The sequence below is a fragment of the Lacisediminihabitans sp. genome, from assembly GCF_043726815.1.
Taxonomy (GTDB): domain Bacteria; phylum Actinomycetota; class Actinomycetes; order Actinomycetales; family Microbacteriaceae; genus Lacisediminihabitans.
In genome coordinates, this window is record NZ_JAYSJZ010000045.1 from 16,664 (window position 1) to 38,448 (window position 21,785).

Annotated in this window: 22 protein-coding genes and 1 tRNA gene; 13 read left to right on the forward strand and 10 right to left on the reverse strand. The window is 69.1% G+C overall.

The annotated features are described in order from the left end of the window. Positions 1-1,530: a CDP-glycerol glycerophosphotransferase family protein gene (locus ACHZD8_RS04750; RefSeq protein ID WP_394769009.1), complete on the reverse strand. Its 1,530-nt coding sequence runs from the start codon at positions 1,528-1,530 to the stop codon at positions 1-3. Further along, a complete protein-coding gene (locus ACHZD8_RS04755; protein WP_394769010.1) occupies positions 1,527-2,777 on the reverse strand; it encodes a CDP-glycerol glycerophosphotransferase family protein in 1,251 nt (416 codons plus the stop codon). Before ACHZD8_RS04755 ends, ACHZD8_RS04750 begins: the two co-directional genes overlap by 4 nt. 104 nt (positions 2,778-2,881) lie before the next feature. On the opposite strand from ACHZD8_RS04755, the gene ACHZD8_RS04760 reads away from it, so the two are divergent. Both ACHZD8_RS04760 and ACHZD8_RS04765 read left to right on the forward strand, forming a co-directional pair. After that, complete coding sequence (locus ACHZD8_RS04760; RefSeq protein WP_394769011.1) at positions 2,882-4,174, forward strand: CDP-glycerol glycerophosphotransferase family protein; 1,293 nt, start codon at positions 2,882-2,884, stop codon at positions 4,172-4,174. Positions 4,175-4,209: 35 nt separating this feature from the next. Continuing rightward, complete coding sequence (locus ACHZD8_RS04765; protein WP_394769012.1) at positions 4,210-4,614, forward strand: RidA family protein; 405 nt, start codon at positions 4,210-4,212, stop codon at positions 4,612-4,614. A 12-nt stretch (positions 4,615-4,626) separates the two neighbouring features. Here the strand turns inward: ACHZD8_RS04765 and ACHZD8_RS04770 are convergent, their stop codons facing one another. The 5 genes from ACHZD8_RS04770 to ACHZD8_RS04790 all read right to left on the reverse strand — a co-directional run bounded on the left by ACHZD8_RS04770 (position 4,627) and on the right by ACHZD8_RS04790 (position 8,182). Next, entirely contained in the window at positions 4,627-4,923 is a 297-nt protein-coding gene (locus tag ACHZD8_RS04770) for a hypothetical protein (protein ID WP_394769013.1), read from the reverse strand. Between the two features lie 85 nt (positions 4,924-5,008). Then, positions 5,009-5,857 (reverse strand): hypothetical protein, encoded by an 849-nt coding sequence (locus ACHZD8_RS04775; RefSeq protein ID WP_394769014.1) that lies wholly within the window; start codon positions 5,855-5,857, stop codon positions 5,009-5,011. Continuing rightward, positions 5,854-6,627, reverse strand: coding sequence for an ABC transporter ATP-binding protein (locus ACHZD8_RS04780; protein ID WP_394769015.1), 774 nt, complete (start codon positions 6,625-6,627; stop codon positions 5,854-5,856). The genes ACHZD8_RS04775 and ACHZD8_RS04780 overlap by 4 nt, the downstream gene beginning before the upstream one ends. Before the next feature lies 1 nt (position 6,628). Further along, on the reverse strand, positions 6,629-7,447 hold the full coding sequence (locus tag ACHZD8_RS04785; protein ID WP_394769016.1) for an ABC transporter permease: 819 nt from the start codon (positions 7,445-7,447) through the stop codon (positions 6,629-6,631). A 42-nt stretch (positions 7,448-7,489) separates the two neighbouring features. Further along, a complete protein-coding gene (locus tag ACHZD8_RS04790) occupies positions 7,490-8,182 on the reverse strand; it encodes an NTP transferase domain-containing protein (RefSeq protein ID WP_394769017.1) in 693 nt (230 codons plus the stop codon). A gap of 227 nt (positions 8,183-8,409) precedes the next feature. Here ACHZD8_RS04790 and ACHZD8_RS04795 point away from each other — a divergent pair, with 227 nt between their 5' ends. Genes ACHZD8_RS04795 through ACHZD8_RS04805 form a run of 3 tightly spaced genes read left to right on the forward strand, consistent with a single transcriptional unit; the run spans position 8,410 to position 12,011 of the window. After that, the gene (locus ACHZD8_RS04795; protein ID WP_394769019.1) at positions 8,410-10,191 is read left to right on the forward strand and encodes an ATP-binding cassette domain-containing protein; all 1,782 of its coding nucleotides are present in this window, start codon (positions 8,410-8,412) and stop codon (positions 10,189-10,191) included. After that, the gene (locus tag ACHZD8_RS04800) at positions 10,167-11,738 is read left to right on the forward strand and encodes a hypothetical protein (RefSeq protein WP_394769020.1); all 1,572 of its coding nucleotides are present in this window, start codon (positions 10,167-10,169) and stop codon (positions 11,736-11,738) included. Before ACHZD8_RS04795 ends, ACHZD8_RS04800 begins: the two co-directional genes overlap by 25 nt. A gap of 9 nt (positions 11,739-11,747) precedes the next feature. Then, on the forward strand, positions 11,748-12,011 hold the full coding sequence (locus ACHZD8_RS04805) for a DUF3039 domain-containing protein (protein WP_394769021.1): 264 nt from the start codon (positions 11,748-11,750) through the stop codon (positions 12,009-12,011). Positions 12,012-12,034: 23 nt separating this feature from the next. Here the strand turns inward: ACHZD8_RS04805 and ACHZD8_RS04810 are convergent, their stop codons facing one another. Beyond that, positions 12,035-13,348: a nicotinate phosphoribosyltransferase gene (locus ACHZD8_RS04810; protein ID WP_394769022.1), complete on the reverse strand. Its 1,314-nt coding sequence runs from the start codon at positions 13,346-13,348 to the stop codon at positions 12,035-12,037. A 90-nt stretch (positions 13,349-13,438) separates the two neighbouring features. Here ACHZD8_RS04810 and murI point away from each other — a divergent pair, with 90 nt between their 5' ends. From murI to ACHZD8_RS04835, 5 genes are all read left to right on the forward strand, one after another. Further along, positions 13,439-14,302, forward strand: a complete 864-nt coding sequence (gene murI / locus ACHZD8_RS04815; RefSeq protein WP_394769023.1) for a glutamate racemase — start codon at positions 13,439-13,441, stop codon at positions 14,300-14,302. Continuing rightward, the gene (gene rph, locus ACHZD8_RS04820) at positions 14,299-15,057 is read left to right on the forward strand and encodes a ribonuclease PH (protein ID WP_394769024.1); all 759 of its coding nucleotides are present in this window, start codon (positions 14,299-14,301) and stop codon (positions 15,055-15,057) included. The genes murI and rph overlap by 4 nt, the downstream gene beginning before the upstream one ends. Then, positions 15,054-15,725, forward strand: a complete 672-nt coding sequence (gene rdgB / locus ACHZD8_RS04825; RefSeq protein ID WP_394769025.1) for an RdgB/HAM1 family non-canonical purine NTP pyrophosphatase — start codon at positions 15,054-15,056, stop codon at positions 15,723-15,725. The genes rph and rdgB overlap by 4 nt, the downstream gene beginning before the upstream one ends. A 36-nt stretch (positions 15,726-15,761) precedes the next feature. Next, positions 15,762-16,988 (forward strand): Nramp family divalent metal transporter, encoded by a 1,227-nt coding sequence (locus ACHZD8_RS04830; protein ID WP_394769097.1) that lies wholly within the window; start codon positions 15,762-15,764, stop codon positions 16,986-16,988. A 447-nt stretch (positions 16,989-17,435) separates the two neighbouring features. Then, complete coding sequence (locus ACHZD8_RS04835; RefSeq protein ID WP_394769026.1) at positions 17,436-17,987, forward strand: HEAT repeat domain-containing protein; 552 nt, start codon at positions 17,436-17,438, stop codon at positions 17,985-17,987. 6 nt (positions 17,988-17,993) lie between these two features. On the opposite strand, the gene ACHZD8_RS04840 is transcribed toward ACHZD8_RS04835, so the two are convergent. Together ACHZD8_RS04840 and ACHZD8_RS04845 are read right to left on the reverse strand one after the other, a co-directional pair. Beyond that, positions 17,994-18,716 (reverse strand): DedA family protein, encoded by a 723-nt coding sequence (locus ACHZD8_RS04840; RefSeq protein WP_394769027.1) that lies wholly within the window; start codon positions 18,714-18,716, stop codon positions 17,994-17,996. Between the two features lie 85 nt (positions 18,717-18,801). Continuing rightward, a tRNA-Leu gene (locus tag ACHZD8_RS04845) sits at positions 18,802-18,883 on the reverse strand. 137 nt (positions 18,884-19,020) lie between these two features. On the opposite strand from ACHZD8_RS04845, the gene ACHZD8_RS04850 reads away from it, so the two are divergent. From ACHZD8_RS04850 to ACHZD8_RS04860, 3 genes are read left to right on the forward strand one after another with little or no spacing between them, the layout of a single operon-like run. Beyond that, complete coding sequence (locus ACHZD8_RS04850; protein WP_394769028.1) at positions 19,021-19,635, forward strand: RNA polymerase sigma factor; 615 nt, start codon at positions 19,021-19,023, stop codon at positions 19,633-19,635. Beyond that, on the forward strand, positions 19,632-20,138 hold the full coding sequence (locus ACHZD8_RS04855) for a hypothetical protein (RefSeq protein ID WP_394769029.1): 507 nt from the start codon (positions 19,632-19,634) through the stop codon (positions 20,136-20,138). The genes ACHZD8_RS04850 and ACHZD8_RS04855 overlap by 4 nt, the downstream gene beginning before the upstream one ends. Positions 20,139-20,148: 10 nt before the next feature. Further along, positions 20,149-21,783 (forward strand): S8 family serine peptidase, encoded by a 1,635-nt coding sequence (locus ACHZD8_RS04860; protein WP_394769030.1) that lies wholly within the window; start codon positions 20,149-20,151, stop codon positions 21,781-21,783. Positions 21,784-21,785: the final 2 nt, after the last annotated feature.

Genomic DNA, 21,785 nt, shown 5'->3' on the forward strand with positions numbered 1-21,785 from the left:
TCAGCCGATGATCCGCTCCTCGAGCAGCCGCCGCACCACTCGCTCCGCCGCCCCGCCGTCGTCGCGCGGGTTGAACCGGCGCTGCCAGGCTCGGTACTTGTCCGCGTAACGCGCGCGCACGGCGTCGCGGTCGCGCACCAGGGCGACGAGTTCGGCGGGATCCGAGACGACGGGCCCCGGCGCGACGGCGCTGAGGTCGAAGTAGAAGCCGCGAAGCTTCTCGCGGTAGTGCACGAGGTCCGGGGTGAAGAAGAACAGCGGCTTGCCGGTGACGGTGAAGTCGAACATCACCGAGGAGTAGTCGGTGATGAGCGCGTCGGCCACGAGGAACAGTTCGGAGATGTCGGGGTAGCCGGTCACGTCGAGCACGTTGCGGGCCTTGAGGTCCTCCCCGGGGAGGAGGGTGCGGGAGTGCCCGCGGATCAGGGTCACGTAGCCGGCGCCGAGGTTCTCGGCGAAGCGCGACACGTCCAGGTGGTCCACGTGGTCCGGCCGGTCGTCGCGCCAGGTGGGCGCGTAGAGCAGCACCGTCACCCCGTCCGGGATGCCGAGTCGTCGTCGAACGGCCGCCGCATCGCCGGTGAGAAGCACGTCGTCGCGCGGATAGCCCTCCTGCCAGACCGGTCCCAGAAATGCATACGCGGAGCGGAATACTTTGGTCGAGTAAGGATTCTGAGCGAGGAGGATGTCCCACCGGGCACGCTCCCGCAGGGTGGCGAGCGCGGGGCGGGCGCCGAGCCGAAGTCGGCTGAGGGCGAGCTTCTTGAGCATCGTGCCGTGCCAGGTCTGCAGCACCGTCTGGTACGAGCGTTTGCGGAATCTCTTGCGCAGCCAGTCGTTGATCACCAGCAGCCGGGCCGAGCCGCGGATGCGCCACCAGTCCTCGCTGCCCTCGATCAGCGCGATCGACCCCTCCGGCACCGCGACGGAGGCATCCGCGACGCTCCAGTATCGGGCGATGTCCGGTCGCAGCCTGGCGAGTTCGCGGTCGATGGCGAGCGGGTTGCAGGACGCGTTCTGACCGTAGAAGCTCTCGAAGAACACCGCGTCGATCGGCTCGAACGTCGCCGAGCGATAGTCGGCCTCGAGCGACGCCTGCTGCAGCGGCCCGCGTTCCCGGTCGCTGAGGGGTGCGGAGAAGCGCAGGCCGAGGCCGTCCTCCCGGTCGTCGAAGGCCACCCGGGTCACCCCCTCGACGAGCTGGGGGGCGGGAAGGTCGGTGTCGACGTCGAGGCGGAGGGGCGAGCCGTCTGCGGTCAGCAGGATTGCCTCGTACTGCCCGGACCGGGGTGGAAGGGCCGCACCTCCCCAGAGCGAATCGAGCAGGGGGAGGGATGCGCTCCAGCGGCCCTTCGCGACGGCGACCGGGGCACCGAGCGTCTGTCGGGAGCCCCGCACCTCGAGTCTCGCCGGGGTGCCGACGCTGACCGATCCCGCGAAGGCGACTGTCGGCGCCGGCGAGCTGAGCACGGTGACCGAGTCGACGATTGCCAGCCCGACCGGCGGCCCGCCTCGCTCGATCCGTGTCATTTCCGCGCCTTCTGTCTGAGGACTATCTCGGAATACACTCTCTCAGCATTCCGGCCGTCCTGAAACGCGAAGTGCCGCGTCGCGAGGTCGGCGGTGTGAGCACGCACCTCGCCCGCCCAGGAGGCGTCGGCCTCGAGTCGGCGGAGTTGGCCGAGCAGTGCCGACCAGGTGCGCACCTCTCGACCGCCGCTGAATTCGCGGTACGGCTCGTAGAATCCGCGGGACTCGGAGTACGACTCCTCATCCGGGGCGAGAAAGAGGATCGGGCCCCCGGTGAGCGAGTAGTCGAGCGCGATGGAGGAATAGTCGGTGATCAAGACGTCGACGGCGGGCAGCACGGGGGTCACGTCGGCGAGTGCGGTCGAGTCGAGCAGCACGACGCGTTCGGATGCCCTCACGCCGGCCCGGTAGTCGCCGACGCTGTGCGGGTGCGGTCGCACTACCAGGAGGGAGTCGCTCGCCAGAAGGTACTCGTCGATGCGGAGCCAGTCGTCCGCGGAGGGGATGCCGGGGTCGGCCTCACCGTCCCGCCAGGTGGGGGCGAAGAGGAGGAGCGTCGAGTCGGTGGGCGGGAGGCCGAGCCGCGTGAAGAGCAGTTCCCGTGCGCGCGCCGACCGCTCGGCCGGGGTGTCGCGGGAGAGCACGTCGTCGCGCGGGTCGCCGGTCACGGCGATCCGGCTTGCCGGCAGCCCGAAGGCCGTGCGCAGCCGATCGGCGGCCAGGGGGGATGCCGCCGGCATGAACGAGATGCCCGCGAACCCCGCGCGATAGGCGCGGCGGAGGGGACCGCGCAACCGCCGCGCCCCGGGCAGGCGGATGCGCATCGTGGCCGGCGAATCGAGCTGGATGAGCTTGAGCGGGATGCCGTGCCAGAGCTGCACGACGAATCCTCCGCGGGTGCCGTAGCGGTTCACATCTCCGAAGCCGTGGGTGACCACGAGAACCCGGGCCCGCAGGGTGAGCCAGAGGCCTCGCGCGCTCGACTTCAGCGTCGCGTCGAGACCGAACCTCCGCGCCTCCGCGAGTTCCCGCTCGTCGCGGGCGAGCCAGTCGAGCCGCGGCGGGGTGGGCTTCGCCCGGGCAAGCAGGAAGAGTTCGAGGGCTCCCTCCCCGATGCCGGATCCGCAGCCGACCACCCACCGGTCGTCCGACCTGGGTACAGCGAGGCTGGCGAGGGCGCCGAGCGCGTAGAGCGGGAGCGACAAGAGCTTCTTCGCATTCCCTGACGCAAAGTTGAACCCGGGCACGAGTGGAGCCTAGCAGGAGGCAATGCGACCGATCGGGGGCTCGATTGCCGGGCGTTCGCACTCCCGCGGCGGTCGCGCTCAGCGCAGGCTGGTTTAATCAGACGGTGCCAATTCTCCGCGACGCAAAAACAGCTCAACGGATCGTAAAGAACCTGATCCGCTCCCGCCTTCACCGGCGCGAACTTGCCCGCCGGGGACCGACGGTGTCCAGCCTGCCCGGCGGCAGCGTGCAGGTTGCTGTCTATTTCGCCGACACGAAGGTGAACCTCTACCAGCTGCGCCAGTGGTACGCGCCCCTCGCCGAACTCTCGAAGACCCGCCCGGTGGCGATCATCGCGCGATCGCCCGGCACGGCCCTGGCGCTGATCGGGGAGTCTCCGGTGCCGGTCGTCTACCTGCGAACGGTGAGCGAGTTGGAAGACTTCGTGGCCAGCCAGGAGTTTCGCATCATCTTTTACGTCAATCAGAACAGCAAGAACTTTCAGATGTTCCGGTACGGCCGCATGTGGCACGTCTTCATCAACCATGGTGAGAGCGACAAGATGTACATGACGACCAACCAGTTCAAGGCGTACGACTACAGCCTCGTGGCCGGAGAGGCGGCACGCGACCGCCTGCGGCGCAAGCTCTGGGACTTCGAACTCGACCGCCGCACGATCATGATCGGCCGACCGCAGGCCGATCACTTCGTCGGGGCGCTGCCATATTCGCCGGATGACCGCTCGGTGGTGCTCTACGCGCCGACCTGGGAGGGCGACAGGGGGGCGGCCGCCTACGGCTCCGTCGCCTCGCACGGGGAGGCGCTCGTGGCGGCCCTGCTCGCCACCGGCCGGCACCGCGTGATCTACCGGCCGCATCCGCGCACCGGCGTCATCGATCAGGACTTCCGGCGCTCGAACGAGGCGATCATCGCGGCGATCGCCGCGGCGAACGCGCAGGATCGCGCGGCGCAGCACGTGTTCGACGACGGTCCGACTCTCGGCTGGCAGCTGGCGGCCGCCGACGTGGCGATCACCGACATCTCGGCGATGGTCTACGACCGCCTCGCCACGGGCAAGCCGCTCATCGTCGCGCGCCCCGTCTCGCCGGACGCGGAGATCGACGCGAGCGGATACCTCGGCGATGCGGAGTGGCTCGCCGCCGAGGATGCCGGGGACATCGTGGCGGCGATCGACCGGGTGCAGCACAACGAGGAGGCCCAGCGTCGGCTCGAATTCTGGGTGGAGCGGCACTTCGGAGACACCACCCCCGGCGAGGCCACCCGGCGTTTCCATGCGGCGGTCGAACACCTCGTCGCGGAGTGGGAGCAGCACGCCGCCCTGCACGCGGCCGACCTGCTCGCGGTTGACGAGTTCGGTCGGGGGTCGTCGCTCGACCTCGAGTCGGACGACGACTAGGGCGTGCTGCTCAGGCTGTGTGGCAAAATCGGCGGATGGCCAGCACTGTGCGTCTCATCCGATCCGCGGAACTCAGCGATGCGCAGTATGCGTATGCGTCGATCGTGGAGAGTGGTGCACGCCTGATCTTCCTCGCGGGGGCGTGTCCTCTGGAGCGGGATGGGAGAACGGCTGCCGTCGGCGACTATGCGGGCCAAGCCGCGAAATGCGTCGAGACGCTCACCGAGGCCCTCCGAGCGGCCGGAGCAACGATCAGCGATGTGGTCAGCACCCGCGTGTTGGTGGCCTCCTCCCAGCGGTCAGACCTCAGCGTGGCGTGGCAGGTGGTTCGGAAGGCGTTCGGAGATCATGACGTGCCCAGCACATTGATGGGCGTCACCGTGCTGGGCTACGAGGGTCAGCTCGTAGAGATCGAGGCCGTCGCCGCGGTGCGTGACTGACGTCTGACCGCATCAGAAACTCACCCGCCAGAGGTATTCCCGGCCGCTCGGCCTGAACCAGCGCACCACGAGCACGGTGCACCTGGCGAGGTCCCGGCCGGAGACCATCACCTCGAGGGACTCACCGGGCAGCAGGGTCGCGGGCAGGCTGGCCGGCATCATCCCCGACCCGAGAAGGCTCACGGTCACGCCGTCCACCGGCTCGGCTCCCGCGTTGGTGAGCACATATCGCCGTGGCCCGGTGTCCCGGTCGAGCCGGAACGGAACCGGGTAGGCGTCGTCGAGGTCGGGATTGCCGGGGGCTGTCATGCGGCGAATCTAGTGAGGGCGTGCGACGGCGTCGCGGTGCCGGTGCACTCCTCCCGCCCGCCGCCCCTGTGAGGGAGGGGCGGCGCTACGGCTTCGGCGGCCGGAGCGCCTTCGGTGGCCGCGGGGTCCTCGGAGCGCGCGGCGACTTCGGGGCCTTCGGCTCGGATGCCGTGCCTCCGAACCGGGGGAGCGCGATCCGCGAGCGGGCGGTCTGCACCCGCACCGGCCGCACCTTCGGTTCGAGCACGAGGGGGAACGACTCGGGCGGCGGCCCAAACGCGTCCCGCGCGCTGGTGACCACCTTGCGACCGAGCATGTGGTTGCCGGTTCCGCCGATCACCGCGCCGATCCCGAAGGGAATCGACCGCCCGATGACGCTCGCGCCCTGCGTGGCGGCGAACCGTTTCACGAACACCCGCTTCACGCGATCGCCGACCTGCCCCATCGCCGCCTGCGGAAGACTCTTCGTCACGAGCTCGCCCCAGAAGCGTCCTCGGGACGGGCCGACGCCGGCCGCCTGACCGGCGAGCTGCTTGACGAGATCGGAGCCGGCGGTGCCGAGCATCATGGTCATCACGAGCGTCCGCGCCCGCTCCGGATCGTCCACGGCGATGCCGTGCACCTCGGTTACCGACTGCGCGAAGAGGGCGCTCGTCTCGAGGAAGCCCGCCGTCTCCACTCCGCTGAGGGCGAGGGAGATGCCGAAGCCGACTCCGGGGATCACGGCGCTCGCCCCGACGGCGGCGCCTCCGGTCGTGACCGCGGTGAGGTAGTGGCGTTCGAGGATGGTCACGATCTGCGCCGGAGTCGCGTCGGGATGGCGCTGCCGAATTCCGCGCACGTGGGCGATCACGAGCGGCCGCTGCACCGAGAGCAGCCGATCGATTCCCGCCTCCACCGGAGCGGGCGGTCGGGCACCGATGGGGAGCGTCACGAGGTGACTCCGTACTCCTCGTTGTAGCGGTCGAGAACCTCGTCGATGGACGCGTCGAGTACGAGCGCGCCCTTGTCGAGGTACAGGCCTCTGGTGCAGAACCGGCGCAGGTCTCTCTCGTTGTGGGACACGAAGAACAGGGTACGCCCGCCCGCCAAGAGCTCCTCGATTCGCCGGTAGCACTTCTCGCGGAAGCCCTTGTCGCCCACGGCGAGCACCTCGTCCACCAGCAGGATGGGCTCCTCGAGCCTCGAAATCACCGAGAACGCGATGCGCACCTTCATGCCGCTCGACAGGTGCTTGTACGGGGTGTCGAGAAAGTCGCCGATCTCGGCGAACTCAATGATCTCGTCGAACTGGGCGTCGATCTCCGCGCGCTTCATGCCGTGCAGGCCGGCGGTGAGGTACACGTTGTCCCGCACCGTGAGGTCGTCGACGAAGCCGCCGGTGATCTCGATCAGCGGGGCGACGCCGGCGTGCACCCCGATGCTGCCCTCGTCGGGGAACACCACCTCGGCCACGAGCTTGAGCAGGGTGGACTTGCCCTGGCCGTTGCGCCCGACCACGCCGATCGCCTCGCCCGGAGCGACGCTGAAAGACACGTTGCGCAGCGCCCAGAACTCGCCGGGCCGGGCTCGCCGTTGCGAGCCGGCGAAGAGGTCCTTGAAGCTGCGGCGCGAACGGCGGTTGCGCTTGAACCGGATGCCGACATCCGAGACGGTGATCACCGGCGCCTTCACGGCGGTCACCGGGGTGCTGAGGTCCGTCACGTCAGATCTCCTTGAGCACTGTAGGAATGGTGCGCCGGAAGACCAGGGCGCCCACGACGAGGATGACGACGGTGAATACGGCGCTCACCGCCACGTCTACCCAGTTCAGCTCGAGCGGGAAGAAAGCAGAACGGTAGAGAGACAGGATGCCGGACATCGGGTTGATCGCGATGAACGGCTTGAGGTGGGTCGGCACCGACTCGAGCCCGTAGACGATCGGCGAAGCGTAGAAGAGGAAACGCAGGCCCAGTTTCACCGCGCGTTCGAGATCCCGGAAGAACACGACGAGCGGAGCAACGATCAGCGCCACGCCGAAGGCGAGTGCAGCCTGGAGAACGATCGCGAGCGGCACGAAGACGACCTGCCAGTGCAGCTGGGCCGGGTTGTTCGTGCCGAGGGAGACCAGGGCGAAGATGATGATCACCGGGAGGCTGACCACGAACTCGATGCCCTTCGAGAGCACGAGACGGGCGACCCAGATCGTGCGCGGGATCTTGGTGGAGCGGATCAGCTTGGCTTCCTTGGTGAAGGCGCGCGTGGCATCCGACACCACCCCGTTGAACCAGGTCCACGGCAGCAGCGCCGTCAGCAGGAACACGATGTATGGCTGCTCGTGGCCGACGGTGCCGCGGTGGAAGATCTGGGTGAACACGATCCAGTAGATCGCCGCCATCACCAGCGGGTCGAGGATCGACCAGAAGTAGCCGAGGAACGAGGTGGAGTAGCGCACCTTGAGGTCGCGGGTGGTCAGCAGCCACAGCGAATGGCGGTAGTTGGCGAACGCCGACCGTGTCGGGCGTGCTTCAAGAGCTGCACTCACGCGATTCGGGTCCTTAGAGATCAAGCACCCCCGCGCTCCGCACTAGACGAAGAGGTTTGCCCGCTCCAGGTCTTCCGCGAAGTCGATCTCTACGGCGTAGAGGTCGGAGATGTCTACCGGCTCAAATCGTAGCTTGTCCTGCTCGATGGCCAGCTCAATGCCGCGCTCGAAGTAGTCCTGGTCGCCGACGCGGCCCAGCTGGCGCAACAGTGCGGCCTTGTCGGCGCGCGACACGTAGTTGATGCCGACGGCCTCGCCCAGCCCGCCCTTGACGGTCTTGGAGAGCTCGTTGATGTACCCCTCGGCGTCGACGGTGTACTTGACCTCTTCGTCCGAGACGCGCTCGGTGTTGACCGAGACGAAGGACTGGTCGCGAGCGACCATCTTCGCCGCGCGCTCCAGGGCCTCCGGGTCGAAGACGACGTCGCCGTTCATCCACAGGACGCCACCGGTCGATGACGCGCGCAGTGCGCGCATCAGGCTCTTGGACGTGTTGGTCTGGTCGTACTGCTCGTTGTAGACGAACGAGGCGTTGGGGAAGGCCTCGATGATGTGTTCGAGCTTGTAGCCGACGACGATGGTGACCTTCGCGGTCTTGCCGAAGGCGTGGTGGATGTTGTCGAACTGCTGCTGCATGATGGTGCGGCCATCGTTGAGTTCGGTCAGCGGCTTGGGCAGCGAGCGGCCGAGACGGCTGCCCATTCCTGCGGCCAAGATGACGATCTGTGTGCTCACGATTGGTCTCCTCAATTGACTGTTGTCCGACTGGGGCGCGGCGTCAACACCAAAAAGGTTTACCGTTTATTCATCCCCAGACACTTGTCTGGACACATCGTTGTGCTCGGCCAAGCCTACCCGGTAGCCCGCGTTTCCGACAGGGAAGGTCCTGTGGATGTTCTCAATTCGTGACAGAACCCCCGGTCGACGCTCAGGCGCACAGGTGCCGTTGATACGGTTAGCAGGTGGATCCAGAACCCGAGAAGAAGCCAGATGCCGAGCCAGTTGAATCGGCGCGTGAGGCGACTCCGAGCGACGGCCCGCTGGCGCCGGTGGCGCCGATTTCCGGCGTGACGCGCACCCCGCGCACCGCTCGGACACCCCGTCAGCGTCCCGCCCCGAGCACCGCGGGCACGCCCGCTGACGGCGCCCCCGACCCGACGACTGACAAGCCCACGACTGACAAGCCGGCTGCAGACACGCCGACGACTGACAAGCCGACCCCGGCGTCCCGACCCGCGCGCCGGCCAAGCGCCCGCTCGACGAGCGCCGCGAAGGCTCCCCGCGCGACTCAGCCGAGGACGACGGCCGACGTCGCTCCCGCCGTCGACACTCCGGCGACCGCAGATCCCGCGACCGCGAATGCCGGTGCCGCGGATACGGTCGGAGCGGCGTCCGCGGACGCCGCCACGGTCGACCCCACGATTGAGAAGCCCGCCGCGACTCCCGCGGCTCGCAAGCCCGCCGCTCCGCGCCGGCCGGCCACGGCGAGAAAGCCGGCGGCTCCCCGAGCCACGGCGTCCCGCGCGCCCGCGACTCCGCGGAAGTCACCCACGAGCGCCGCGACCCGAGCGGCCCTGGCCGCCAAGACGGCGGCAAGCGCGCAGGATGCGGGAATCGCCGATGCCGTTCACGCCGACGCGGCCGTCACCCCTGCGGAAGCGCCAGAACCCGTTGTCGATCCGCCGGTTGTCGACCCGCCGGTTGTCGACGAGCACGTTGTCGATCCGCCCGTCGTCGACACGTCCGTCGCCGATCCGGTCGCCGTGGGCCTCATCGTGGCCGAGGCTCCGGTCGCGAATGACTCGGTCATCGAGAACGCCGTAATCGAAGACCTGGTCATCGAGGCGCCTCTCGTCGCACCGGCGCCGGCCAAGCGGCCCGTCACCAAGAAGCCGACCACACCGGTCAAGCCGCCCGCCAAGGCCCCGGCGAAGCCCTCGACGAAGACCGCGGCGCGAACGCCGGCGGCGGAATCCGTCGAAGCCGACGTCGTGCTCGAGCTTCACGATCTCGTGAAGAGGTTCGGCGACACGGTGGCGGTGGACCATGTGAGCCTCTCGATTCCCACCGGGTCGATCTTCGGAATCGTCGGACCGAACGGCGCGGGCAAGACCACCACCCTGTCCATGGTCACGGGGCTGCTGCGGCCGGACGGCGGCACGATCGCGGTGCACGGGGCCGACGTCTGGACAGACCCCATCGTGGCCAAGCGCAACATGGGAGTGCTGCCCGACCGCCTGCGGCTCTTCGACCGGCTCACCGGGGGCCAGCTGCTCTACTACGCGGGAATCCTCCGTGGGCTCGACCCCCAGACGGTGAAGAAGCGCTCGGCCGACCTCGCCTCGGCGTTCGGCCTCGAGGATGCCCTCGACCGGCTCGTGGCCGACTATTCGGCCGGGATGACGAAGAAGGTCGCGCTCGCGTCGGCCATGATTCACTCTCCGCGGCTGCTCATCCTCGACGAGCCGTTCGAGTCGGTGGACCCGGTGTCGGCGGCGAACGTGACCGAGATCCTGCAGAACTATGCCGCGGCCGGGGGCACCGTCGTGCTTTCCAGCCACAGCATGGACCTCGTGCAGCGCATCTGCGACTACGTCGCCATCGTGGTGTCCGGCTCGGTACTCGCCTCGGGAACCATGGACGAGGTGCGGGGCATCGGATCTCTCGAGGAACGCTTCGTGGAACTCGCCGGCGGACGCAAGACAGCGGAGGGCATGGAGTGGTTGCACAGTTTCTCGGACTGAAGCTCCGACTGCTCGCGAACATCTTTCGCCGCAGTCCCATGCAGGTGATCGGCATTGTGATCGGTCTCGCCTACGGTCTCGGCACCGCGGCTCTCGTGGTGGTCGGATTCCTCGCGCTGAGGTTTGCCGACGTCGCCTTCGCCACGAGCGTGTCCGTCACGCTCGGTTCGCTCATCGTGCTCGGCTTCCTGCTCGTTCCCCTCGCCTTCGGCACCGATGACACGCTCGACCCTCGCGCGTTCTCGCTGCTCGGGGTGCCCACCACCCGGCTCGCGGCCGGCCTGGCGCTCTCCGCCCTCATCGGAGTGCCGGCCCTCGCCATCGCGATCATCGCCATCGCCCAGGTCTTCACCTGGTCCCGCGACCCGTTTGCCGCCTTCCTCGCCCTGGTCGGTGCCGTCGTGATCGTGGCGACCTGTGTGCTCGGTGCGCGGGTGACCACGTCCGTCGCGGCATTCCTGCTCGCCACCCGGCGCGCCCGCGAGGCCACCGGGCTCATCGCCCTGCTCGTGATCGTGTCGTTCTCGCCGGTGGTGGTTCTGCTGGCGACCGTCGACTGGGCGCGGGACGGCCTGCGGGTGCTCCGCTCCGTCGCCGCCGTGGCCGGGTGGACGCCGCTGGGCGCCGTCTGGTCGGCACCCGCCGAGGCGGCCGCGGGCGAGCCGGGGCTCGCGCTGGCCAAACTCGCGATCGCCCTCGCCTTTCTGGGCGTTCTCTGGCTCGGCTGGCGCGCGCTCGTCGCCTGGATGCTCGTGACGCCGCAGCGCGAATCGCGCAAGAGGGCCTATGTGGGTCTGGGCTGGTTCGACCGGATGCCGGGGACGCCGGCCGGAGCGATCGCCGCCCGCAGCATCACCTACTGGCTGCGCGATGCGAGGTACCACACCTCGCTCGTGGCCATCCCGGTGGCACCCATCGTCTTCGTCCTGGCGCTCTCGGTGGCCGGCGTGCCGTGGAACGTGCTCGCCCTCATCCCGGTGCCGGCCATGTGCCTGTTCCTGTCCTGGGCGATCCACAACGACGTCGCCTACGACAACACCGCGATCTGGCTGCACGTGGCCTCCAACGTGTCCGGATGGGCGGACCGTCTCGGTCGGGTCGTTCCCGCCCTCATCATCGGCGTGCCGCTCGTGTTCATCGGGTCGCCGATCGCCGCCTCGTTCTACGGGGACTGGGCGGTGCTCCCGTCGCTGATCGGAGTGAGTGCCTGCATCCTGCTCGCCGGGCTCGGCTTCTCGAGCGTGATCTCCGCGCGCTTCCCGTACCCTTCGGTGCGACCGGGAGACAGCCCGTTCAATCAGCCGCAGGCCAGCGGCACTGCGGCCGGCCTCATCCAGTCGCTGTCGTTCTTCGCCGCCATCATCGTCTCGATGCCGGCGCTTGCCTTCGCGGCGCTCGGACTGTTCGTCAACCCCGCCTGGCACGTCGGCTCGCTCGTTGCCGGCCTGCTCATCGGGCTCGCCGCCCTCGTGCTCGGCATCCTCTGGGGCGGGACGATCTTCTCCCGCCGGGGGCCCGAGCTGTTGGCCTTCACGATGAAGAACTAAAATCGAAGCATGAGCGGTGACACACAGCAGGGCGGCGGCGGCACAGACACGCTTGACCGCGAACTCGAAGAGCTGCTGAACCAGGAGCAGGTTGAAGACGGCGACCACGACCGATACTCGCATTACGTGCAGAAGGACAAGATCCTCAAGTCGGCACTGAGTGGCAAGCCGGTGATCGCGCTGTGCGGCAAGGTGTGGACGCCCGGGCGCGACCCGGAGAAGTTCCCGGTCTGCCCGACCTGCAAGGAGATCTACGAGTCGATGAAGGCGTAGCGCCCTTCTCCCGGCGCGCCGATCTACTCGTAGCGGGTGGCAATCGCCGGGTCGCCGCGGCCGAGCCTCAACGCGTCGGCCGGCAGCTCGGCCATCGCCGAGGCGCGGTGCTCCCTGGCGAGCGCCGTGCCCGCGGCGCCGCGGTAGCGCTCGACCGGGATTCCGGAGTTCATCAGGGGCACCAGGAGCGGCCGGTGCCGGCTCGTCGCCGCCTCCGGCTCGCCGACATGGATCACTTCGGCCGTCGCGCGACCCGCCTCGTCCAACTCGCGCACGGGGAACTTGCGCCCGCCGACCGTCGCCTTGTGCGAGGACCTCTTGGCCACGGAGAGCCACTCGCCGTCGGAGCCCTTGCGCGCCACGAGCTTGTAGACCATGCCAGCCGCGGGGGAACCCGAGCCGGTGACGACGGAGGTGCCGACGCCGTAGGAGTCGACCGGGGCGGCTCGCAGGGCGGCGATGGTGAACTCATCCAGGTCGTTCGTCACGGTGATCCTGGTCTTCGTCGCCCCGAGCGCGTCGAGTTGCCGGCGCACCGCTGCCACCTGCTCCGGCAGGTCTCCGCTGTCGATCCGCACGGCGCCGAGGCCCGTGCCGGCCACCCGCACGGCGAGCTCGACCGCCGCCGGCACGTCGTAGGTGTCGACGAGCAGCGTCGTTCCGACGCCGAGGGCCGCGACCTGCGCGCGAAAGGCGTCCTCCTCGGTGTCATGGAGGAGGGTGAACGAGTGCGCGGCCGTGCCCATGGTGGGGATGCCCCAGCTGCGCCCGGCCTCGAGGTTGCTCGTGGCGCCGAAGCCCGCGATGAAGGCCGCGCGGGCCGCGGCCACGGCGCTGCGCTCGCCGGTGCGGCGCGATCCCATCTCCGCGAGGGGGCGCCCGCTGGCCGCGGACACCATCCGTGCGGCCGCGCTCGCGACGGCGCTGTCGTAGTTGAGCACGCTCAGCGCGAGGGTCTCGAGCAGCACGGCCTCGGCGAACGTGCCGTCAACGACGAGGATGGGGGAGCCGGGAAAGTAGAGCTCCCCCTCCTGGTAGCCCCAGATGTTGCCGGTGAAGCGGTAGTCGGCCAGCCAGTCGATGGCCTTGTCGTAGACGATCTCGTTGTCCCTCAGCCACTCCAGTTCGGCATCCGTGAACCGGAAGTCGGCGATGAGGTCGAGAAGCCGCCCCGTGCCGGCGACCACCCCGTAGCGGCGACCGCCCGGCAGATGACGCGCGAAGACCTCGAACACGCATTCCCGTTCGTGGGTGCCGCTTCTGATGGCCGCATCGACCATGGTCAGCTCGTACTGGTCGGTCAGGAAGGAACTCACGGGGTGCGGAGCGCTGGTCACCGCTCAAGCCTAGCCAGAGCGGCTGCCGGGGCGCTGCCGTGCGGCCTGCGAACTGCGGACGACCGCGGGTCGCGGCTAAACTCGACTCCCGTGGCTGATCCTCTGACAAACTCCGGCGCCCCGATCGGGATCTTCGACTCGGGTGTCGGCGGGCTCACGGTCGCCAGGGCCATCATCGACCAGCTGCCGAACGAATCCATCCTCTATGTGGGGGACACGGCTCACTCGCCGTACGGCCCGAAGCCGATCGCCGACGTTCGCCGTTACACCCTCGCCGTGCTCGACGACCTGGTCGCGCAGGGCGTGAAGATGCTCGTGATCGCCTGCAACACGGCGTCGTCCGCGATGCTGCGCGACGCCCGCGAGCGCTACACCCAGGCGCTCGGGATTCCGGTGGTCGAGGTGATCCAGCCAGCCGTGCGGGCCGCCGTGCGCCAGACGCGCAACGGGCGGGTCGGGGTGATCGGCACGGTCGGCACGATCGGGTCGAAGGCCTACGACGACGCCTTCGCGGCCGCCCCGCACCTCGACCTGTTCACCCAGGCCTGCCCGCGCTTCGTGGAGTTCGTGGAGGCCGGCGTCACGAGCGGACCCGAGCTGTTCGATGTGGCCGAGCACTACCTCTCGCCGCTCAAGGCGGCCGGGATTGACACCCTCGTGCTCGGCTGCACCCACTACCCGCTCATGTCCGCGGCCATCCAGTATGTGATGGGGGAGGACGTGACCCTCGTCTCCAGTGCGGAGGAGACCGCGTTCGACGTGTACCGCACCCTCGTCAAGCACGGCATCCAACGCACCGCGGCGACCCCGCCCGTGCACGTCTACGAGGCCACCGGCGACAGCCAGGCCCAATTCACCTCCCTCGTGACCCGCTTTCTCGGACCGGCGGTGTCGACCGTCGACCTCGTCGAGACCGGCACCATCCACCTCCCAGCTAAGGACGCCATCGCATGAGCACCAGCCAGGCCACCGACACCCCCAGCGGCCCCCGCAGCGACGGACGCGAGCACGACGAGCTGCGCGCCATCACGATCGAGCGGGGCTGGAGCGACCAGGCGGAAGGCTCGGCCCTCATCTCGTTCGGCCGCACCAAGGTTCTCTGCACGGCATCCTTCACCAATGGCGTGCCGCGCTGGATGACCGGCAAGGGCAAGGGCTGGGTGACGGCCGAGTATTCGATGCTTCCGCGCTCCACCAACGACCGCATGGACCGGGAGTCGGTGAAGGGCAAGATCGGCGGGCGCACCCACGAGATCTCCCGTCTCATCGGCCGGAGCCTGCGAGCAGTCGTGGACATGAAATCCCTCGGCGAGAACACCATCGTGATCGACTGCGACGTGCTCCAGGCCGACGGAGGCACCCGCACCGCGGCCATCACCGGCGCCTACGTGGCGCTCGCCGACGCGCTCGAGTGGGGCCGCTCCAAGCGATTCATCGGCCAGAACGCCAAGCCGCTCATCGATAGCGTGTCCGCGGTGTCGGTGGGCATCATCGACGGCGTTCCCATGCTGGACCTGGCCTACGTCGAAGACGTGCGGGCCGAGACCGACATGAACGTGGTGGTCACCGGCCGCGGCCTCTTCGTGGAGGTGCAGGGCACCGCGGAGGGCGCCCCGTTCGACCGTTCGGAGCTCGACTCGCTGCTCGACCTCGCCCTCGGCGGAGCCGCCGACCTCACGAGGCTCCAGGTGGAGACCCTGGGCCGATGACCACCCAGCCGACGACGGGCGGGCCGACGGCCCTCGAGCCGGTGAGGCTCGTGCTGGCGACGCACAACGCCCACAAGGTGGTCGAGCTGCGCCGTATCCTCGGGGCGTCCCTCGACGGCATCGAGCTCATCGCCTACGACGGGCCGGAGCCGGTGGAGGATGGCGAGACCTTCGAGTCGAATGCGCTGATCAAGGCGCGAGCGGCCTCCGAGCACACCGGCCTGCCGGCGATCGCCGACGACTCCGGCATCGCAGTCGAGGCCCTCGGGGGAGCCCCCGGCATCAATTCCGCCCGCTACGCCGGCACCCGCAACGACGCGGACAACGTGCGGCTGCTGCTCGCCAACCTCGTCGGGCAGGAGGAGCGCGGCGCCCAGTTCATCTGCGCGGCCGCCCTCGTGGTGCCCGCGCCGCCGGGCTCGGTCGGTCCGGACGGCCCTCCGGAGGATGCCACGAGTTTCGAGTGGGTGGAAAAGGGAATCTGGGCCGGCACCGTGCTGCACCAGGCGGTCGGCGGCGGCGGCTTCGGCTACGACCCGGTGTTCAAGCCGGCCGGCTACAACGTCTCGTCCGCCGAACTCCACGCCGACGAGAAGAACGCCATCAGCCATCGAGCCCGCGCGTTCGCGGCCCTCATGCCGGTGGTTCGGGAACGATTGGTGCCCTGAGCGGTGCGCGGCGCCGCTGAGGATTCTGGTGTGGCGATGAATCGGGCAGCGGCGCGCCCGGTGCCGCGGGGCGTGTGGCTCCTCGGGCCGGCCTTCGTGGCCGCCATCGCCTACGTCGACCCCGGCAACGTCGCGGCGAACCTCACCGGCGGCGCCCGGTACGGCTACCTGCTCGTCTGGGTGCTGGTGGCGGCGAATCTCATCGCCGCCCTCGTGCAGTACCAGTCGGCCAAGCTCGGCCTGGTCACGGGGCGAACGATGCCCGAGCACCTGGGCGAGCGACTGCGCACTCCGGCCAGGATCGCGTTCTGGGGGCAGGCGGAGCTCGTGGCGGCCGCCACCGACATCGCCGAGGTGATTGGCGGCGCGATCGCGCTCAATCTGCTCTTCGGGCTGCCGCTCTTCGTCGGCGGCCTCATCGTGGGGGTGGTCTCGATGGCCCTTCTCGCATTGCAGAGTCGCTACGGCCAACGACCGTTCGAGACCGTGATCATCGGCCTGCTCACGGTGATCGCGGTCGGCTTCCTCGCGGGGCTGTTCATCAGCCCCCCGGACGGACTCTCGGTGCTCGACGGCCTCATTCCCCGTTTCGACGGCACCGGATCGGTGCTTCTCGCCGCGAGCATGCTGGGCGCGACCGTCATGCCGCACGCGATCTACGTGCACTCCGCCCTCGCGCGGGATCGTCACGGGAGGGCCGGAACCGCGGATGATCGGGCGCGCCTGCTGCGCGCCACCAAGTGGGACGTGGTGATCGCCCTCGGCCTGGCCGGGGTGGTGAACATCGGCATGCTGCTGCTCGCCGCGGTCAACCTGCGGGACGTGGCCGGCACCGACACCATCGCGGGCGCGCACGCGGCGATCGGGTCGGCGCTCGGTCCGGGCATCGCCCTCGTCTTCGCGATCGGCCTCCTCGCCTCGGGACTCGCATCCACCTCTGTGGGCAGCTACGCCGGGGCGACGATCATGGCGGGGTTGATCAAACGGTCCATCCCGGTCTTCGTGCGGCGAGGGGTGACCCTGATCCCCGCGCTCATCGTGCTGGCCGTGGGGGTGAACCCCACCTGGGCGCTCGTGATCAGCCAGGTCTTCCTGAGCTTCGGCATCCCGTTCGCCCTCGTGCCACTCCTCCGGCTCACCAACGATCCGGCGATCATGGGCGAGAGCGCCAACCGCCGGCCGGTGAGATGGGCGCTCGGCGTGGTCGTGGTTCTCGTGGTCGCGCTCAATCTCGCGCTCATCGCGCTCACCCTCGCCGGCTAGTTGTATTGCCCAGGCAGGTCTGTTGGTGCTCCTCTCCCACGCCGCGGCGTCGGTCGGGCCGTGTTCTGCAGGACGGTGCCCGGTGGGGTGGGTGCCTATCTCGCAGACTCTGGTTCTGCAGGACACCTTATGCAGGACAGCCTGTGCAAGACAGCCCGGGCAACACAGTTTGTGCAGGACACGGCCGGGGTGTGGCGACCCGAACGGTCCCGGTCTGCCGGACGCTCCCGTCGTTTCTGCACCTATCGTCCCTGCGCTCCGCCGGAGCCGTCCTGCACTACCCGTCCTGCAGAACTGGAGTCTGCAGGGTGAGCAACCGTGGACGCCCAAGCCGTCCTGCACACACCGCGACCGGCAGCACGCCCGCCCCTCAGTCGGTTGACCAACGTCACTCGGCAGCAGCCAGGGCGGCGGGCCGGCGCGACGCGGGGTACCGTTGGAGTCGCCATGAACAACACTGACCCCGCCTCCGACGTCCCCCTCGACGACTCACCCGCCCACCGGATCGCGGTCGCCGTCGAGCGGTTCGGTGAGAAGAACGTCGCCGAGCGTGCGGCATCCCTGCTTCGCGGCGGCAACGAGGGCGAGGAGTTCCTGCTCTGGGTGGGCGGCCGCCACGCCCAGGGCGTGCTCGACGGAGCACCGCCCCTCTACTGGCCAGAGGTCTGGGGCGCGCGCGCCCTCAACTACGTCTGGGATGAGTCCTGCGAGTCCGCCGTGATCGCCGGGCTCTCCGACCGGGCCTGGCGGGTGCGCGAAATGTGCGCCCGTGTGTGCCTCGGGCGCAAGATCGGCGGCTCCGAGTCCCTCTCGCCCCTGCTCTCCGACGAGAACGAGCGAGTGCGGATCGCCGGCGCCCGGGCCATCGCCGAGGTCGGGGACGCGGAGAACGCCCCGGCCCTCACCGCGATGCTGCGGGATCCGGAAAAGGAAGTTCGCCGGGCCGCGCAGCAGTCCCTCGTGCGCCTGGCGAAGCGGCTCGACCGGCCGCTCGCCTGACGGTCGTTACTCGGCCTTGCGGTCGAAGTACTTGGCGTCGATGACGACGTCTTCGTCGGTCGGCAGCGGGGCGTTCTCGCGACTGGCCTTCCTCGCCTTGATCACCGACTGGATGTAGTGGAACACCGTGGGGATGAGCGTGAGCACGACCGCGGCGAGCAGAATCACGTCGATGTACTTCGACACGAAGGCGGCAACCGGGGGGATGTAGCCGAGCAGGTACCCGCCGAAGGTGAGGCCGGCCGCCCAGATGAGCGCGCCGATGAGGTTGTAGAGCGAGTACTTGCGGTAGTTCATGCGACCCACGCCCGCCGCCACCGGCACGAAGGTGCGCAGCACGGGAACGAATCGGGCGAGCACGACGGCGAACCCGCCGAACCGCTCGAAGAACGCGTTGGTGCGCTTGACGTTCTCGATGCTGAAGAGGCCGGTCTCCTTGCGTTCGAAGATGCGCGGACCGGCCTTCTTGCCGATGAGGTAACCGACCTCGCCGCCGAGGAAGGCGGCGAGTCCGATGGCGGGCACGACCAGCCAGATCGGCACGCCGATTCCGGGGTGGAAGGCCAGCAGACCCGTGATGATCAGGAGGGTGTCACCCGGCAGCAGGAATCCGACCAGGAGTCCGGTCTCGGCGAAGATGATGAGGCAGACACCGACGAGCGCGTACGGCCCGAAGGCATGGATCAGCGATACCGGGTCGAGCCAGGGGATGAGGCCGGAAGATAGCAAAGGGGGAAGCTCCAGTCGTCTGTACTAGACAGGGTAGCCGGTGGGCCGGGAGACAGGATGGGGATAACCTCCCAATTCGGCTCGGTGCGGAAGAAGGGACTCGAACCCTCACGCCTTTCGGCACAGGTACCTAAAACCTGCGTGTATACCAATTTCACCACTCCCGCGAGTGCCGCTCAAGTGTATCCGCACCGCCGGGAGGCCGCCTCATTCGCAACCGAGCGGTGAACCACGAACAAATTTTCGGTGGCGTGTATCAGGCGAAGCATTGCCCTCCTCCTGTCGGGTGATGAGAATTCAAACCATGAACGATAGCGACGCCATCCGCAGCCGGCCCGACGGCCAGCGGCTGGAGTCCTCTGTCATCTGGGATGATGCGGCGGCCGCCTTCGACCGCTGGCTCAGGGGGGCGCCCGGAGCGATGGATGAGTTAGTCACCACCATGACACCCGTTCTCTGGCATGTCGTTCGCGCGTACGGTCTGACCCGGGACCTCGCGCAGGACGTCATCCAGACGACATGGCTGACGCTCGTCCAGCGCTCCGGGTCGATAAACGACTCGCACGCGATCGCGGCCTGGCTGATGACCACGGCGCGGCGGGAGGCCTGGCGCGCGGCGAAGCGCGGTGCGGTGCAGATCCCGGTGGCGGATGAGGTGCTCCATGCCGCCCTCGACGACGAGTCCTCCGCGGAGGACGTGGTTCTCGCCCGCGACGGGGACAGCCGGTTGTGGGCGTGCGTGAGGGCACTCTCCGAGCGGTGCCAGCGACTGTTGCGCATCGTCGCGTTCGAGCACCGCCCCGACTACAGCCAGATCGCTCGTGACCTCGGCATGCCGATCGGCAGCATCGGGCCCACCCGCGGCCGCTGCCTGTCCAAGCTGCGGGAGGCCCTGGTCTCGAGCGGGGGTGAGCGATGACGACCGCCGATCCGCGCTTCCCGCGCGACGACGGCGCCCTCTTCGCGCGTCTGCGCCAGATGTGGATCCGCCGCGACCCGATGCCGCACGACCTCGTCGATTCGGTGCTCGTCGCCCTTGCCACCGAGGGCCTCGTCGAGGAGTACGCGCTGCTCACCATGCTCGAGACGGACCGGCTCGCCGGCGTGCGCGGCGGTGCGGACGCCTCCGGCCAGACCCGGGTCTTCGAATTCGCCGACGGCTCGGTGACGGTGATGCTCCGGGTGAGCGCCCTGAGCGAGCGTCGTCGCCGCGTGGACGGCTGGGTCGCGCCCGCCCGCCCGCTGTCGGTCGTTCTGCGGCACGGGCACGACGAGTGGCTCGCGTCGGTGAGCGCCGAGGGCAGATTCGAGTTCAACGATGTGCCCGCCGGCTCGGTGCGTCTGTTGCTGCGCCCGGATGCCGACGGACGAATCGACGACACCGCACGCCAGGGGTTCACCACACCGCAATTCGACCTGTAGGGAGTTGGCAATGAGAGAAGACAACGACGACTCGCGCCGTCCGACGAGTGAGTGGGACTGGCAGTCGCGGTATCCGCGCTTCCCCGGCCGACTTCTCGACCCCTCGACGGTGAGTGTCGACGGCATCCGCGCGTTCCCCACCGTGTACGTGCCTCAGCGGCTGGTCGTGTCCACCCTTCGCGGCATCGATTCGGTGCTCGGCACCCTCCGCGAGGCGGCGCGGGGACTCGGCTGGGAGGTGGCGCCGGACGAGAAGTTCGGCGAGCGGATCGTCGAGGAGCCGGAGGGGGCGCGGGAGGATCGCCTCGCCAGGTATCCCTGGGCGACCGGACCGCTCGGGGTGTCCCGCCTGCTGATCACGGTGGCGAAGGACACGGCCACCGCCGCGCCCGACGCCTGGACCCTGCTGCAGCGGGCCCGCGCGCTGCCCGGCACGCCGGACCTCCGCGGGGTCGGCCTCGACCACGTTCTCACCCTCGACTCGTCGCTCTCGTCGAATCCGTTCCACTCGACGAACCCCTTCCACTCCACCAATCCGTTCCACTCCACGAACCCGTTCCACTTCACGAACCCTGCCGACTCGAGCGTCGACGTCGGCGCGATCGCGAGCTATGGCGTGCAGGGCAGCGGCGGACTCCAGCCGGTGGCCTTCGCGGGCGCCGCGCCGCGCCGCCGAGTCGACGACGAGCGCGGCAGCCGCAGGCCGGTCGTGGGCACCGTCGACACCGGATGCGGCAACCATCCGTGGCTGGACGGGATCGTGCGCACCGACGTGGGAATCGACGGCCGCGCGATCGGGCACGTCTCGCCCGCCGACGACCCGGAGGTTCATCCCGACCTCGTCGGTCCGCTCGACGGCGCGATCGATGCCGACTCCGGGCACGGCACGTTCATCGCCGGGCTCATCCATCAGGCCTGCCCGGACGCCGATATCGTCGCCTGGCGGGTGGTGGACTCGGACGGCACGATCGTGGAATCCGACCTGGTCGCGACCCTCACCGACATCGGCACCCTCGTGCAGCGGCACGCCTCCGGCCGCGCGGACGGGCTGGCGCTGGACGTGCTCAACCTCTCGATGGGGTACTACCACGAGACGCCGAAAGACGAACTCTTCGACCCCACGATGTACGAGTTGCTCGCCTCGCTGGGCCGCTGCGGCACCGTGGTCACCTGTTCTGCCGGCAACGATGCGACCGAGCGGCCCATGTTCCCGGCGGCCTTCGCTCCCTGGGCCGGGGGCGGCAACCCGAATCCGCTCGATCCGGCCGCCGTGCCGATCGTCGCCGCGGGTGCCCTCAATCCCAACCGGTCGACGGTCGCCCTCTTCAGCAACACCGGGCCGTGGGTGAGCGCCTGGGCGCCGGGGGCGGCCGTGGTCAGCACGATGCCGTCCTTCGAGGGCGGAGGGCTCCCGTTGGCCAGGACGGTGGCCGGCGGCCACACGAGGGAATCGATAGATCCGGACGACTTCCGCGGCCTGTTCGCCGTCTGGAGCGGCACCTCGTTCGCCGCCCCGCTGGTGGCCGGCGCGGTGGCGGCGGCACTGGACGACATCCTCGCCGACGCCGGTGCGTCGTCGTCGCCGGGGCAATCGGTGGAGCGTGCAATCAAGGCCATCCACGAGGCGACCTCAATCGCGCCATAATG